General features: G+C 68.3%; 15 protein-coding genes. 11 read left to right on the top strand and 4 right to left on the bottom strand.

What is annotated here, in order from left to right; genetic code table 11:
- Nucleotides 1-69 precede the first annotated feature (69 nt).
- Entirely contained in the window at nucleotides 70-351 is a 282-nt protein-coding gene (locus EW117_RS07485) for an Rdx family protein (RefSeq protein WP_129785261.1), read from the top strand.
- A gap of 13 nt (nucleotides 352-364) precedes the next feature.
- Here EW117_RS07485 and EW117_RS07480 read toward each other — a convergent pair whose 3' ends face one another.
- A complete protein-coding gene (locus tag EW117_RS07480; RefSeq protein ID WP_129785259.1) occupies nucleotides 365-1285 on the bottom strand; it encodes an arginase family protein in 921 nt (306 codons plus the stop codon).
- Between the two features lie 167 nt (nucleotides 1286-1452).
- Between EW117_RS07480 and EW117_RS07475 the strand changes: the two genes are divergently transcribed.
- Nucleotides 1453-3117, top strand: coding sequence for an alpha-amylase family protein (locus EW117_RS07475; protein ID WP_129785257.1), 1665 nt, complete (start codon nucleotides 1453-1455; stop codon nucleotides 3115-3117).
- Complete coding sequence (locus EW117_RS07470; RefSeq protein WP_129785255.1) at nucleotides 3114-4070, top strand: TIGR03885 family FMN-dependent LLM class oxidoreductase; 957 nt, start codon at nucleotides 3114-3116, stop codon at nucleotides 4068-4070. Before EW117_RS07475 ends, EW117_RS07470 begins: the two co-directional genes overlap by 4 nt.
- Nucleotides 4071-4203: 133 nt before the next feature.
- Here the strand turns inward: EW117_RS07470 and EW117_RS07465 are convergent, their stop codons facing one another.
- Nucleotides 4204-4833 carry a small multidrug efflux protein gene (locus EW117_RS07465; RefSeq protein WP_129785253.1) on the bottom strand — a complete coding sequence of 210 codons (630 nt, stop codon included), beginning with the start codon at nucleotides 4831-4833 and terminating at the stop codon, nucleotides 4204-4206.
- A 263-nt stretch (nucleotides 4834-5096) separates the two neighbouring features.
- On the opposite strand from EW117_RS07465, the gene EW117_RS07460 reads away from it, so the two are divergent.
- From EW117_RS07460 to EW117_RS07445, 3 genes are all read left to right on the top strand, one after another.
- Entirely contained in the window at nucleotides 5097-5462 is a 366-nt protein-coding gene (locus EW117_RS07460; RefSeq protein WP_165362559.1) for a VOC family protein, read from the top strand.
- 247 nt (nucleotides 5463-5709) lie between these two features.
- Entirely contained in the window at nucleotides 5710-7563 is a 1854-nt protein-coding gene (locus EW117_RS07455; RefSeq protein WP_129785249.1) for a sialidase family protein, read from the top strand.
- Between the two features lie 443 nt (nucleotides 7564-8006).
- Nucleotides 8007-8423, top strand: a complete 417-nt coding sequence (locus tag EW117_RS07445; RefSeq protein ID WP_207211783.1) for a nuclear transport factor 2 family protein — start codon at nucleotides 8007-8009, stop codon at nucleotides 8421-8423.
- Nucleotides 8424-8456: 33 nt separating this feature from the next.
- Here the strand turns inward: EW117_RS07445 and EW117_RS07440 are convergent, their stop codons facing one another.
- Nucleotides 8457-9470, bottom strand: coding sequence for a sigma-70 family RNA polymerase sigma factor (locus EW117_RS07440; protein ID WP_129785245.1), 1014 nt, complete (start codon nucleotides 9468-9470; stop codon nucleotides 8457-8459).
- A 162-nt stretch (nucleotides 9471-9632) separates the two neighbouring features.
- Here EW117_RS07440 and EW117_RS07435 point away from each other — a divergent pair, with 162 nt between their 5' ends.
- Entirely contained in the window at nucleotides 9633-10358 is a 726-nt protein-coding gene (locus EW117_RS07435; protein WP_129785243.1) for an SDR family NAD(P)-dependent oxidoreductase, read from the top strand.
- A gap of 310 nt (nucleotides 10359-10668) precedes the next feature.
- Here EW117_RS07435 and EW117_RS07430 read toward each other — a convergent pair whose 3' ends face one another.
- Entirely contained in the window at nucleotides 10669-10863 is a 195-nt protein-coding gene (locus EW117_RS07430; protein ID WP_129785241.1) for a hypothetical protein, read from the bottom strand.
- Nucleotides 10864-11491: 628 nt separating this feature from the next.
- Between EW117_RS07430 and EW117_RS07425 the strand changes: the two genes are divergently transcribed.
- The 4 genes from EW117_RS07425 (at nucleotide 11492) to EW117_RS07410 (ending at nucleotide 14963) form a co-directional block, all read left to right on the top strand.
- A complete protein-coding gene (locus EW117_RS07425) occupies nucleotides 11492-12373 on the top strand; it encodes a manganese catalase (RefSeq protein WP_129785239.1) in 882 nt (293 codons plus the stop codon).
- 114 nt (nucleotides 12374-12487) lie between these two features.
- Nucleotides 12488-13237 carry an MBL fold metallo-hydrolase gene (locus EW117_RS07420; RefSeq protein WP_129785237.1) on the top strand — a complete coding sequence of 250 codons (750 nt, stop codon included), beginning with the start codon at nucleotides 12488-12490 and terminating at the stop codon, nucleotides 13235-13237.
- An 80-nt stretch (nucleotides 13238-13317) separates the two neighbouring features.
- Entirely contained in the window at nucleotides 13318-13818 is a 501-nt protein-coding gene (locus EW117_RS07415; RefSeq protein ID WP_129785236.1) for a DUF2231 domain-containing protein, read from the top strand.
- Nucleotides 13815-14963, top strand: coding sequence for a zinc-dependent alcohol dehydrogenase (locus EW117_RS07410; RefSeq protein WP_129785234.1), 1149 nt, complete (start codon nucleotides 13815-13817; stop codon nucleotides 14961-14963). Before EW117_RS07415 ends, EW117_RS07410 begins: the two co-directional genes overlap by 4 nt.
- Nucleotides 14964-14970 lie beyond the last annotated feature (7 nt).

Here is a 14970-nt window from a genome sequence, read left to right as displayed (position 1 = left end):
CAGCATGCCTGGTGCGCAGTCGAGCGGGCACGTTCCAGGTCGCACGACGGCGCATGGCACAGTGGCCGCATGCCCACGCCACGCATCGTGATCACCTACTGCACCCAGTGCCGCTGGCAGCTGCGTGCACAGTGGTACGCCGGGGAACTGTTGCAGACGTTCTCGGACGAGATCGGCGAGGTGGCGATCGTGCCGTCCTCGGGCGGAGTGTTCCGGATCGAGATCGGGGACGAGCGGGTGTGGAACCGCAAGCGCGACGGTGGGTTTCCTGAGATCACGGAGCTCAAGCGCCGCGTGCGGGACATCATCGCTCCGGGCCGATCCCTGGGACATTCCGACAAGGCTGACTGATCCGCTACGACGTTCACCTGGGCATCGTGGCGGGTTGTGCCGCCATCACCTCGGTGAGGAGGCGGAGGATGCGGTGGGCACCGGATCGGTCGGGATCCTGGTCCGGATCGTAGATGGCCAGGCTCATCCCGAGGCATCCTCCTCGCTCCACGGCAGCCGTGAGGGTTCGGGTGAGCTGGTCCCAGGTCAGCCCATTCGGCTCGTCCTCGAACTCGGGCAGCCCCTGGGCGGGGAACTCCTCGGGATCCAGGACGTCGAGGTCCACGTGCAACCACCATCGCTCTCGGCCCCGCCTCAGGTAACCGGCAGCGGCCGCACCTGACGCCTGCGGGTCGGCCGCGAGCTCGGGCCAGTCTCGCATCCACACCCCGGCGTCCCGGAGGGAGTCGACGTTGAACTGGCGACGCCATTCGAGGTCACGCGGTCCGAGGATCGCCAGCTCGTCACGTCGCAAGGCCGGCATGCGTTCGGCGAGGCGGCCGCGCATCAGGCGTCCGGTCAACCCGAGCAGCAGTCCTATCTCGCTGTTGGCCGCCTCACCGTCCTCGGAGACGTCCAGCGGCATCGTGTCCTCGTGTCCGTCCACGAACAGCAGACCCACTGGTTTCTCCTGGCGGAGTGCAGGGACGATGCCCAGCAGGCTGCTGCAGTCCCCGCCGAGGACCAGAGGGAAGCGGCCCGCCGCCACCGCGGCCGAGACGCGGTCGCCGACCTGTTCGGTCATGGCCAGCAGCGCCGGCTCGTTGATCAACGACGTGTCCGGACCACGGCCAGGGACACCCGCCGGCAGCACCATGGCATCTGCCTCGACCACCTCGTGCCCCGCCAGCGCAGCCTCCAGCCCCGCCTCACGAAGCGCCTCAGCCGCACCGGCCTGGTGCCCCGGCCGGCCGTAGCCATCGAAGGGGACCCCGATCAGCTGGACGAACGCCATGGAACCAGGCTCGGCCCGGGCCCACCCATTGGCAACCCACCACCGCCGCGCTGTTGCCAGTGCGGGCGTCCTCCTTATCGTGGAGGTCAAGATCAAGACTCGGCCCGCGCCACGACGGAGGTCCGGCATGACGTCACGCACCGGGCTCGTCGGGGACTGAGGTTGCCATGCGCTCGTCCTGGTACACGGACGCGGTCATCTATCAGCTCGACCCGCGCCTCTTCGCGGACTCGAACGACGACGGCTGGGGTGATCTGCGCGGCGTCACGGAGCGCCTGCACTACCTGCGCGGGCTCGGGGTCACGTGCGTGTGGCTGCTGCCGTTCTACGTCTCACCCTTCCGTGACGGCGGCTACGACGTCGTCGACCATCTCGCGATCGATCCCCGCCTCGGTGACCTCGCCGACATGGCCCACCTGCTGGAGGCCGCCGAGGATCTCGGCCTGCACGTCCTGGTCGAGCTGATCACCCAGCACACCTCGGACCAGCACCGCTGGTTTCAGGAGGCGCGGCACGACCGCAGCTCGCGGTACCGCGACTACTACGTCTGGGCCGACGAGCCGAACAACGACATCAAGCCGATGTTTCCCGACGTCGAGCCCAAGACGTGGACCTGGGACGACGAGGCGCAGCAGTTCTACCGGCACGCGTTCTACTCGCACGAGCCCGACCTGGCGCTCGACAACCCGCGCGTGCGCGACGAGCTGTACCGGATAGTGTCGTTCTGGCTGCGCATGGGGGTCTCGGGCTTCCGCGTGGACGCCGTCCCGATGATGCTCGAACGCGCCCGTGCCGCCCGCCCGGACACCGACGGGCAGTGGCTCGTGCGCGACCTGCAGACTGCGGTGTCCAAGCAACGCACGGGCGCCGTGCTGCTCGGCGAGGTCGACGTCGCGCCCGACGAGTACGCCCACTACTTCGGGACCGACGGTCGGGGCATGACGATGCTGCTCGACTTCTGGTCGAACAACCACCTTTTCCTCGCCCTGGCGCGCGGTCAGGCCGAGCCCCTGGAACGGGCGCTGCGCGCCCAGCCCGCTCCGCCGCCCGACTCCGCGTACGCGCACTGGCTGCGTAACAACGATGAGCTCGACCTGGAACGGCTCTCGGAGGGCGAGCGCAAGGAGGTGCTGGACGCCTTCGCCCCCGACGACTCGATGCGGGTCTACGGCCGCGGCATCCGCCGCCGCCTGGCCACCATGCTCGACGGCGACCCGCGCCGCATCGCCCTGGCGCACGCCGTCGTGCTCTCCCTGCCCGGCCCGCCGGTCCTGCGGTACGGCGACGAGATCGGGATGGGTGATGACCTCGACCGGCCCGAACGGGAGGCCGTCCGCACACCGATGCAGTGGTCGACGACGCCGTCCGCGGGTTTCTCGACGGCTCCTCAGGACCGGTTCCCGGCACCCGTGATCATCGGCCCCTACGGTCCTGACCGGGTGAGCGTGGACGAGCAGAACGTGCACGAGGGTTCCCTGCTCCACCGGGTCGGCGGACTGGTGCGCGCCCGGCTGGGGTTGAGCGAGCTCGGCCGGGCTCGCCCGGAGCCGTGGGACATGGACGCATCGTCCGTCCTGGCGCTGCGTTACGAGGACGCGGAGTCCAGCGTGCTCCTGCTGGCCAACCTCGCGGACGAGGAGGTGGTCGCGAGCCTGCCGGCCGACGAGGTCCTCGCGCTGCAGGCAGGCGCGGTGCGCTACGTCGACGTGCACGTGGACCAGGACTACGCCGTCGTGGAGGCCGACGGCCGGATCCCCATCGCCGGGTACGGCTACCGGTGGCTGCGGCGCACGGTCGACGGCGACGCGATCGGTGGCGGGGAGGGCGCATGACCACGGTCGGTTTCCATGTCTCCCACGAGCAGCTCCACCCGGCCGAAGGGCTACGTGCGGCGCGGCTCGCCCAGGACGCCGGATTCGACGCCGCGATGTGCTCCGACCACCTCGCTCCGTGGAGCGAACGGCAGGGCGAGTCCGGTCTGGCATGGCCTTGGCTCGGTGCCGCACTCGCCACCACCAGGCTGTCGTTCGGCACGGTGTGCGCACCCGGCCAGCGCTACCATCCCGTGATCGTGGCGCAGGCAGTGGCGACCCTCGGAGCGATGTTCCCGGGCCGGTTCTGGGTCGCCCTCGGCTCTGGCGAGAACCTCAACGAGCACGTGACGGGGGACCCGTGGCCGCCGAAGCCCGAGCGTGACGCTCGACTGGCGGAGTGCGTCGAGGTGATCCGGGCGCTGCTGCGGGGCGAGGAGGTCGACCATGTCGGTCGGGTCGTCGCGCACCAGGCCAGGCTGTGGACACTGCCGGAGATCGTGCCCCTGCTGGTCTGCCCGGCGCTGACGCCGGCCACTGCCGGCCGGCATGCCGCCTGGGCGGACGGCCTGATCACCGTGAACCAGCCGGTGGAGCGGCTGCGGCGGATCATCGGGGCTTACCGGGAAGCAGGTGGTGCCGGTGAGGTCGCCGTCCAGGTTCATCTCTCGTGGGCCCCGACCCTCGCGGAGGCGGAGGCGGTGGCGCTCGACCAGTGGCGCTCGATCACGGGCCCGCCTCCGGTGATCGAGGACACCCCGACGACCGCAGCGTTCGACGCCCTCGGCCGCGACGTCGGGATCGCGGAGATACGCCGGGACGTCCTGGTCTCCGCCGACCTCGGCGATCTCACCGCGCGCCTGGTGGACCTGCGGGATGCGGGCGCCGACCGTCTCTACCTGCACCACGTCGGGCGCCGCCAGGACGCGTTCGTCGAGGCGTTCGCCGAGCACGTCCTGCCTGCGCTGCGTTGATCGACCGGCCCGGCTCCGCACGGTGAACTGCCTCAGTGCCTACCGGCGGCTGGAGGACGAATACGCCGCGTGCATCCGGCGCGGCGGCGGTGGACCTGGCTCACGCCCCGGTGCTCGCCTGACCTCGGCCCGCTCACGCCGCTGAGATCGCGGTGATGAGGCCGGTCGCGGCGGCGGTGACCAGGGCCGTCCACAGCACTATCGCGATCACCTGCCACAGGATGACCCAGCTCTTGCTGACACCCGAGGCGACGAGGGTCGCGGCGGTGAGGTGGGTCGGGAGCGCCAGCGGGCCGAGGAGGCTCGCGCCAGGAACACCAAAACGCACCAGCCAGCGACGCAGCCGCTTGCGACCCTTGGCCCGGCGGCCGGACGGCTCGTTCTGCTTCTCGGCCGGTCCCTCCTCGGTCGGTTCGTCGTCCGTGCCGCGCACGCTCCCGAGGGCCGCACCGGAGGATCCGGCAACGGTCACCGGGGACGGTGCGGCGACGGCCGCCGCGGCGCGGCGCTCCCGGCGAGCCAGGGCGGCGTCGCGCGCCCGCGAGCTGAGCAGGACGACGAGCACGACGGCGAGGATGTTTCCTGCCGCGCCTGACACGGCGGCGACCAGCGGGTGGATGCCAGCGAAGACGCCGAGCGCCGCCGATCCCTCACCTTCGACGTACGGGATCGCACCGGCGAGCGCGACGATGAACGGCTGCACGAGCTCAGGCACATGTCCGACAAGATCCTGCAGCCACTCGTACGGGTTGGAGCCTGACATGGGTGTCTCTTTCGACGTGGCGCTGCTGGGCGCCGGGAACGATGACACGCGTCAGTAGAAACCGTGTTGTCGGAACATGGTCAACAGGGCTGAGGACAGCCCGCCGCCTAGGTTCGGCCCTATCCGAAAGACGTTCTCGGAGGGCCGCGACCGTCCTACGGTCTCATCGGGCCCTGAGAGCCTGGAGACGAACTGTGCGACGTAATTCGCAGGGCTCGCAGGTTTGACAGCTACGGAGGAACTACATGCTTGGTGATCACCCCATGGATGTCCTGCTCTTGGCAACCGACCTGCAGGCCTCTCGGGACTTCTACGCGCAGAAGATCGGTCTCGAGATCGTGCAGGAAAAAGAGGATGCCGTCTGGTTCAAGTGCGGCGGTGGTAGCCGCCTCGCAGTAGGGAGGAGCACGATCGGTACTGCCGATACGCAGGACCAAGCCACTTGGCGGGTCGACGACGTGGCCGCAGAGGTCGCGCAGTTGCGTGCCCGCGGTGTCGAGATCCTGGACGTTGATCTGCCGGACATGGGAATTAGGACGGTGGATGGAATCGCGGATGTTGGGCATGCATTTGCGGCATGGTTCGTCGACCCGGGTAAGAATTCGCTCTCAATCCTCCAATTCAAGTGACGGTCTACCTGTTCAAGAAGTGCAACAGGACGGGAAGTCGGGCGTTGCGGTCATCAGAGCTCCAGGGTGTTCTCGGCAAGGTTTGCCAGGTCGAGGGGGAGCGTGCTCGACGTGCACCGTCGGACGCCGGCTTCGCGTTGCCGGGGCGCCGCGCGAGGACGAAACTTAGAGATTGCGACCACCTGGTCAGTGCCGACCAGCACCCCGGGCGCGCCGCGCAGAACGATCCATCCAGCTGAGGAGCGTCATGCGCAGGATCAACGTCGCCGCGACGGTCGCCGCGGCATTCACAGCACTACTTCTCCCGACGCTGGCCCAGGCCGCGCCGATCACACCCGGCGGATCGACGGAAGTCACTGTCGGCAGCAATGACCAGCTGTTCTCGCAGAACAAGCAGAACGAGCCAGGTTTGGCCGTGAACCCGGTCAACCCCGAGATACTCGCGGCGGGAGCCAACGACAACATCGACCTGGAGGCGTGTAACGCCGGCGATGACCGCACCTGCCCGTTCACCCCGGGCGTTGGCTTGTCCGGCGTCCAGTTCTCAACCGACTCCGGCCGTACGTGGACGCAACCTACGTACACCGGCTTCTCGGCGCGCGTCACGCCGTCCTGCCTCGGCGCTCCAGACGTCGCGCCGGGCCAACCTCCGGCAGGGGACACCGGCTGCATGCCCGATCCCACCGGCCCGATCGGCACACTGCCCAACTACGCCGTCAATGGCATGGTCTCCAACGGTGACCCGGAGCTGGTCTTCGGTCCCGTTCCCGACGCATCGGGGAACTTCTCCTGGGACAACGGGCAGCGGCTGTACTACGCGAACATCGCCACCAACTTCCCGGGCAGTCCCGGCTTTGCCGGCGACGCTGCGATCGCGGTGTCCCGCACCGATGACCTGGCGGGCGCTATCGCCGGTGACAACGACGCCTGGATGGACCCTGTGGTCGTGACCAGGCAGAACGAGGCCCTCTTCAGCGACAAGGAACAGGTCTGGGCCGACAACGCCGAGAGCAGCCCTCACTTCGGCAACGCGTACGTCTGCAACGTCGGGTTCCGCGGGGCCGCCGGATCCGAACCGGTCCTGTTCGCCCGTTCGACCGACGGCGGTGACACGTGGACCACGCGCCAGCTGTCCGCGGCGACCAACAACAACCAGACCGGCGGACGGCAGGGCTGTGCCATCCGGACCGACAGCCAGGGCGTGGTCTACGTGGTGTGGATCGGCACCGACATCCGGACCCGTCAGGGCGTCTTCTTCCAGGCCCGGTCCTTCAACGGTGGCGAGAACTTCGAGCGACCCAGGGCTGTTGTCTCGGGCCTTGGCGGAATCGGGCAGTTCGATCCGGCGCAGGGCCGGTTCACCATCGATGGCATCGCCGGTGCCCGGACCAATACCTTCCCGTCGTTCGACATCGCCAACGGTGCGCCGACCGGCGAGGACGCCACCGACCAGATCCTGCTCACCTGGTCTGACGACAGCCAGGGAACCAACCTCGAGAAGGCGTTCGTGGTGAGCTCGACCAACGGGGGCAACACCTACACGGACAAAGTGGTGGTCAGCGAGGGCAGCGACCGCGCCAACTTCCCGGCGGTGGCCATCTCCCCTGACGGCACGGACGCGTGGCTGGTCTACAACGCCTGGCTCGACCCGTGGCGCGACGACACGACCTCGGATCGCCGGGTGCTGGGCGTGGTCCGCCACGCCGACATCGCAGGCACGGACACGATCGGCGCGTTCAGCACCGTCCTGCGCGGAGCCGTCGGAGATGGGCGTGCGGCCAGCGCCAACGGCCTGACCTCGGAGTTCCTCGGCGACTACAACTACGCCGTCGCCACCCGGGACTACGGCGCCGGGGTGTGGAACGACATGCGCAACGGAGCCGTCTGCCCCGCCATCAACGCCTACCGGCAGGCGTTCGTCGAGGATGTCCTGGCCGGCACCACAGAACCCGTCGTCGGAGACAAGAAGGAGGACCAAGAGGCGGCAGCTGAGCTGCCGGCCACGCACTCCACGGAACTGCGACCCGGTCCGAACACCGACTGCCCCGCGACGTTCGGCAACTCCGACCACTTCGGCGGAACCTTCAGCGACGACTCCTGAGTGCTTTCGAGCCGTTGCCGCACAACTACCGACGGTCGCCGAGGTGGGCGACCGTCGGTAGTGGCGCTAGGGGTCCAGGTGACCACGAACGGGGTCGCGGATGAGCGCGCTGGCGCAACCGGTGGGCGTGGCGACGGGCGGGACCGCAACAACGTGGCCGTCTGTGCGGCAACTCAGGTCAGCACCCTGGGGTGCGTCGGTTCCGCGTTGATGGCGATCATCTTCCCGGCGTCGCCCATCTGCGGGCTGACGCCGGCGCTGTGCACGACGGTTCGTCGAGGCGTTGCAGGTCGACGTCGGCGATGACGACGCGGTGGTCGCGGCCGAGGATCTTCGCTGTCGCCAGCATCCCGGACCGACGTCGACCGTCGGGTGACAAACGCTCACCGGAACCCATCCTGGATCGTCGCCCAAGCTCGTTCCTGCCTACCTATAGTCGAATGATGAGCGATATCGCCGACACGGCCGGGAGGAGTCCCGAGGATGACCCGGTCTACACCCGGCTCATCGCGCTCGCGAGGGACTGGGCAGAGGCCATCGTCTCCAACGACGCCACCCGGATCGGTAGTTTCATGGCCGATGACTGGGTCATGGTCTCCGAGTCAGGCGTCTCCGCCAAGGAGCAGTTCCTCTTGCTCGTCGAGTCCGGGGAGCTGACCCACTCGGCGATGACCAGTGTCGGCCAGCCGAGGATCCGGGTGTACGGAGATACCGCGGTGTCCACTGGGCGGGTGACGAACACAGCGCACTACTTGGGTCAGCGCTTCGACGCGGACGAGTGGACGACCGACGTGTTCGTGAACCGGAACGGCCGCTGGCTGTGCGTGCTGAGCCATATCACAGCGAGAGCTACGGACTGAGATCCACCCGTGATCGTCCTGAGGCTCGGCGTTCTAGCGGGCCGGCAGCGAGCGGGGTAGTCCGAACCATGGCAGGGCGGTGTTCTCGAATCGCGTGATCGCTGAGATGTGGTCGCCGGAGAAGGTAAGGACGAGGAGACCGGATCCGTGGCGGACCTGACCGGTCGGATCGGACAGGTAGGCGCCGAAAGCCGGCTGTCCGTTGGCTCGGGTCGGGACGAGGTGGTACCTGCGGTCGGTGCGCATCAGGCTGTCGTAGAAGCCGGCAACGGACTCGCGGCCGTGGTACTCGAACGGAATCGGTGGCATGGAAACCAGGACGTCGTCGGTGAGCAGAGCGACCAGGGCTTCGACGTCGCCGGTTTCGTAAGCCCGGACGAACTTGGCAACGAGTGACCGCTCGGCAAGCGATGTGGGGGCCGGAGGCGCGTCAGATTCGCCGGTCGCCGACATGTGCCGCTGCAGGGCTGCACGGGCACGTTTGAGGGCGCTGTTGACCGAGTCGGTCGTCGTGTCGAGCATGTCCGCGACCTCTGCCGCGCGGAACGCCAAGACCTCACGCAGGACGAGCACCGCGCGTTGCCGAGCGGGCAGCAGCTGCAGGGCGGTCACGAAGGCCAACGAGATGGCTTCGGTGCGTTCGTAGTGTGCCTCCGGGCCAGGCATTGAGCTGACCGCATCTCCGAGCCGGGCGTCCGGAAAGGGCTCGAGCCAGGTGACCTCACCGAGCCGCGTCGGCTCGGGTGGTTCGATCTCGGTCATGTCCCACTCCTTGATCGGCCGCCGACCGGCTGAGCGAAGCGCATTGAGGCACCGGTTGGTGGCTATCCGATACAGCCACGTGCGAACTGACGCTCTGCCCTCAAACCTGTTCAGGCCCTGCCAGGCAGCGAGCAGGATCTCCTGAAGGACATCCTCGGCGTCCTGGACGGATCCGAGCATCCGATAGCAATGCACTTCCAGCTCCCGTCGGTGGGGATTGGTGAGTTCCCGGAAGGCGTCGCCGTCGCCGGCCCGCGCCCTGGCGAGCAGGTCAGTTGCGGTCACGGATTACCACTCCCTACGGGCCTCGTCCGCTGTCTGAAAGTTTCGCTGTCGTTGTTGTGACACCGGCCAGACCAAAAACTGGGCGCACCACACGCGCCCAGTCTCCCGATTCCCCGTTGTCTACCCCGTTGACAGCCAAACGCAAGCGGGTAGGAGGACGCAGTGAGTGTCGCGGACAAGACAGTTCTCATCACAGGTGCGAATCGAGGAATCGGACGAGCGCTGGTCGAGGAGGCCCTCGACCGGGGAGCCCGAACGGTGTACGCCGGTGTACGGCAGCCCACCGACTTCCTCGACAGCCGGGTAACGGCGCTGAGGCTCGACATCACCGACGCCGAGCAGATCCGAAGCGCTGCCGGGGCCGTTGCTTCGCTCGACGTCCTCATCAACAGTGCGGGCCTGTACGGCTACGAAGACCTGGCCGATCGAGCCGCCTTGCAGCGACATCTCGAGGTCAACCTCTTCGGCCCCTATGCCATCACTCAGACGTTCCTGCCTCGGCTCGTCGAGTCGCGGGGAGCGATCGTCAACGTGCTGTCCCTGGCTGCACTGGCGGCGTTGCCCATGACCCCGGCCTACTCGATCTCGAAGGCCGCCGCGTTCTCCCTGACGCAGTCCCTGCGTGCCACCCTCGCAAGTCAGGGCGTAGACGTTCATGCCGTGCTGCCCGGACCCGTGGACACCGACATGGTGCGCGACCTCGAGATCCCCAAGGAGTCTCCACGGGTGGTAGCCCGAGCAATCTTCGAGGCACTGGAGCGAGGAGAGGAAGACATCTTCCCCGACCCCTTCTCGCAGTCCCTCGCCGAGAGCTGGCGCGCAGGCGCGGTGAAGGCGCTGGAGCGCCAGAACGCCTCACTTCTGCCGACGGGACCCTCCGACGTCTGACTCGAGCAGCGCGATCTCATCTCTGGGCACCGTGCAGAGCACCCGCCTGACCTGGTTCGCACCAGAGATCACCCGTTGGTGCGTCTATGGGAGCGACCGTGTCTGGCGAGCCGCATCTCGAACGCGCAGAGCGACTGGTTCGTGAGCCAGTCTCTGACCGCTCCGTGGCAAGGCGTGCGGTCCGACGCAAGCTTGGCTGATGCCGGCCCCGCCCTTGAGGAGGGCTTGTACTCGGCCGCAAGTGTCGGGGGCAACGTGTCCGTGCTCGTCATCGGGGTCAGCCGTCAACCAGGAGGAACGCATCGCCACCTCAGTCCTCGGGATGGGCGTGGTCGCCCGTCCTCGGGTTCAGGGAGTCCGGGTCGGCGTCCGCATCGGGCTCGTCACCGACGGTCTGCGGGGCAGGGGCGTCGCCCACGCCCGCTGCCGCGCCGGTGCGCGGGTTGAGCTGGTCCGGGTCGGCGTCGGAGTCCTCGGCAGGGTCGTATCCCGGCTGGTCGGTCATCGTCGTCTCCTGTCCGGTGAGCGTGGTCGGTGCTGGACCACTGTCCTCCTCTCGCACCGTGGCACGGGACCGGGCGGCTCGCACGCCGCGTCTCAACGCGTCTGAGGACGGCACGGCTCAGTTGGCTCTCGCGATGGCCAGGGTTCCCTTGAGGCCTTGGACCAGACCACTCTCGACCTCTGGCTCGACGGGGTGACGCATGATCAGCGGACGGCGACCGGCGACTTCCTGCGCTGGGCGACGCGGCGACGGCTCGCGCCTCATCTGACGGTTAGCTACCCCGAGGCTCGAGAGCCCACGATCTTGATGTCCGACGAGGAGCGGTGGGCTGAGCGGCGCCGGTGCCTCACCGACACGGCCATCCCTGTCGACGTCCGGGCAGCAGACGGCTGCGAGCACATGCGATCGGGCACGAACCAGCGTCAATGCGCGAGCACGAGGCCCGTTGTTGGGCACGTCTCGTGGGCGGTCATGTGGCTACAGCTCAGCCGTTCGTCCCGCCGCTACCACGCGCCTGATCTCGACGTGCGAGTGATCGGACCGGTTATGACAGTGGAGGAGCCGTTCGCAAGGGTAGCGGGACAAACGCAGCACTCCATGAGCACGACGACTTCGAGGGAGCAGGCCCATGTTCTTCCATCGTCAGGAACTGCAGCACAAAGCCACACCGGACAAGCCGGACGCGGTCTACGCCCACAAGCTGCAAGAGGTGCTCGGCGGCCAGTACGGCGAGATCACCGTGGCCATGCAGTACGGCTTCCAATCCTGGAACGCCCATATGCCAGGCAAGTACCGCGACCTGCTCTACGGCATCGGCGCCGAGGAGATGGGCCACGTCGAGATGCTCGCGACGATGATCGCCCAGCTGCTCGAGAAGGCACCGCTCGGTGTCACGGAGGGAGCCATGCAGAACGACCCGACGGTCGCGGCGATCATCGGCGGCACCGACCCGCAGCACGCGATCGTCGCGGGTGCCGGCGCGCGCCCCGTGGACTCCAACGGCAATCCCTGGACCGCCGGCTACGTCACAGCCAGCGGCAACATGCTGGCCGACTTCACCGCCAACGCGAACGCCGAGATGCAGGGCCGGCTCCAGGTTTCCCGGCTCTATCACATGACCGACGACGCAGGCGTGCGCGACCTGCTCGCGTTCCTCCTGGCGCGCGACACGATGCACCAGAACCAGTGGATCGCCGCGGCCCAGGAGCTGCGCGAGGAGGGCATCGAGGACTTGCCGGTGCCGAGCACGTTCCCTCTCAGCAAGGAGCACCGCGAGGCCTCCTACCAGTACATCAACTTCTCCGACGGCCAGGCCGCGAGCGAGGGCAGCTGGGCGAGCGGGCCGACGCCGGACGGGAAGGGCGAGTTCGAGTATCTGGCCGAGCCGCCCGCCGGCGTGCCCGCACCACCGCCCACCAAGCCCGACGTGCGCTTCCACGGCACCACCGGCATGCCCGAACCGGTGGAAAAGGCCATGGGCGTCGCCCAGGACGCACTCCACAAGGAGTAACGCGTCAGGAGCGACAGGTGAGCGGCCGTGCGACCGGCGAACACTGTCGGATGGCCGCTCCCGCCGGAGTTCCGCGAGAGGCCCTGATCGGCCTGCCGTCCGAAGGGAAGACGCATGATGCTGCGCGAGGTCGCCGACGGCGTGCATCGTCTCGAGCATGCCTACGTCAACGTCTACGTCGTGGAGCAGGAGGGGCGGCTGCTCGTGGTGGACACGGGTCTGCCGGCCACCTGGCGGGTGCTGGGCGAGGCCTTGCGCCGGCTCGGGCACAGGCCGTCGGACGTTGCCGCGGCGGTGCTGACGCACGCCCACTTCGACCACACCGGCTCGGCCGCCATGGTGCGGTCGCGACTAGGGGTGCCGATCTGGCTCCACGAGGAGGACTTCACGATCGCGGCCGACCCGTACCGGTACGCGCACGAGAACGCCCGGGCGATCTACCCCCTGCGGTACCCCCGCTCGCTGCGGGGCCTTGCTTCGATGACGGCCGCTGGGGCGCTGAGTGTGCGCGGTGTCGAAGGACTGCGACCGCTGCGGCCGGGCGTTGAGCTTCTCGTGCCGGGCAGGCCGCAGGTGGTCTTCACGCCTGGCCATACCTTCGGCCACTGCGCGCTCCACCTGGCTGAACGGGACGTGCTGATCACCGGGGACGCGTTGGTCACCCTCGACCCGTACACAGGGCGGCGGGGACCGCAGATCATCGCCGGGGCCGCGACGGCCGACAGCGCGCAGGCACTGGCTTCGCTGGAACGGCTGGTCCCTTGCGATTCCGGTTCGACGGTGCTGCTGCCCGGTCACGGCGAGCCATGGTCCGGTGGGGTGGCAGCCGCGGTCGAGCGGGCGCGTGCGGTGGGTGCGCACTGACCCGTCCGGTGGTCCTTGACACGGCGGACATGACGCTCCGGGGGCATCCCTGCCGGAGAGCTCAGAGGAAGAGGTCACAGATGGAGAGCAGAGCAAAGGCTGCGGGGCATGCGATGCACCAGCAGCTGGTCGTCCTACCCCTCGGGTTGCTCGCGACGGCGGTCGCGTTCGACACGATCGGTCTCGTGACCCATGACGGTCGCCTGGCGTACGCGTCGTACCTGATGATCGTTGTGGCGGTCGTGACAGGCTTGGTCGCGTCGGCCTTCGGCCTGATCGACTATCTCGCGATACCGCGCGGCACACGGGCCAAGCGGGTCGCGCTCCTGCACGGTAGCGGAAACCTCGTCATGCTCCTGCTGTTCACCGGGAGCTCGCTGCTCCGTGCCGGGAGCCCGGACTACATGCCTCGCCCTACGTCCTTCGTGCTGGCCCTGGTCGCGCTGGTCATCGCGGCAGGCACCGGGTGGCTGGGCGGCGAGCTGGTCGGCAGGCTGGGCGTCGGGGTCGACGACGACGCCGGACTGGACGCGCCGGCACGCCTCACGACCGGGATCTCGGTACCGCGGGGGCCGCAATGAGAGCGATGGTGTATCGCGGACCGTACAAGATCCGCGTCGAGGAGAAAGACCTGCCGCTGATCGAGCACCCGAACGACGCGATCGTGCGGGTTACGACGGCGGCGATCTGCGGGTCGGACCTGCACCTCTACCACGGCCTCATGCCGGACACCCGGGTGGGGTCGACGTTCGGGCACGAGTTCGTCGGCGTGGTGCATGAGGTCGGACCGTCGGTGCGCAACCTCTCCGTCGGGGACCGCGTGATGGTGCCCTTCAACATCTACTGCGGGACGTGCTACTTCTGCGCGCGAGGCCTGTACTCCAACTGCCACAACGTGAACCCGAACGCCACGGCGGTGGGCGGCATCTACGGCTACTCGCACACCACCGGCGGCTACGACGGGGCACAGGCCGAGTACGTCCGGGTTCCCTTCGCCGACGTCGGCCCCACGATCGTGCCCGACTGGATGGACGAGGAGGATGCGGTCCTGTGCACGGACGCGCTGGCCACCGGCTACTTCGGTGCCCAGCTCGCCGACATCGCCGAGGGCGACGTCGTCGTCGTGTTCGGCGCCGGCCCGGTCGGGCTGTTCGCCGCCCGGTCGGCCTGGCTGATGGGCGCCGGCAGGGTCATCGTCGTCGACCACATCGAGGACCGGCTGGAAATGGCCCGCTCGTTCGCCTATGCCGAGACGGTGAACTTCACGCAGCACAAGGACATCGTCGTGGAGATGAAGCGCACCACCGGATGGCTCGGCGCCGACCGGGTGATCGACGCTGTCGGCGCAGAGGCGGACGGGCACCTGCTGCAGCATGTGACGAGCGCGAAGCTCAAGCTGCAAGGCGGATCGCCGGTCGCGCTGAACTGGGCGATCGATTCCGTGCGCAAGGGCGGCACGGTCTCGGTGATGGGCGCGTACGGGCCGATCTTCAGCGCGGTGAAGTTCGGCGACGCCATGAACAAGGGCCTCACCCTGCGCATGAACCAGGCGCCCGTGAAACGGCAGTGGCCTCGGCTGTTCGAGCACATGCGCAACGGCTACCTCACACCGAGTGACATCGTGACCCACCGGATCCCCCTGGAGCACATCGCCGAGGGGTACCACATCTTCTCCGCCAAGCTCGACGGGTGCATCAAGCCGCTCGTCGTGCCCGGCGCAGCCTGAGAGGAGG

The sequence above is a fragment of the Promicromonospora panici genome (genome assembly GCF_900608595.1).
Classification (GTDB): domain Bacteria; phylum Actinomycetota; class Actinomycetes; order Actinomycetales; family Cellulomonadaceae; genus Promicromonospora; species Promicromonospora panici.
This window is presented reverse-complemented; position numbering and strand designations above follow the sequence as displayed.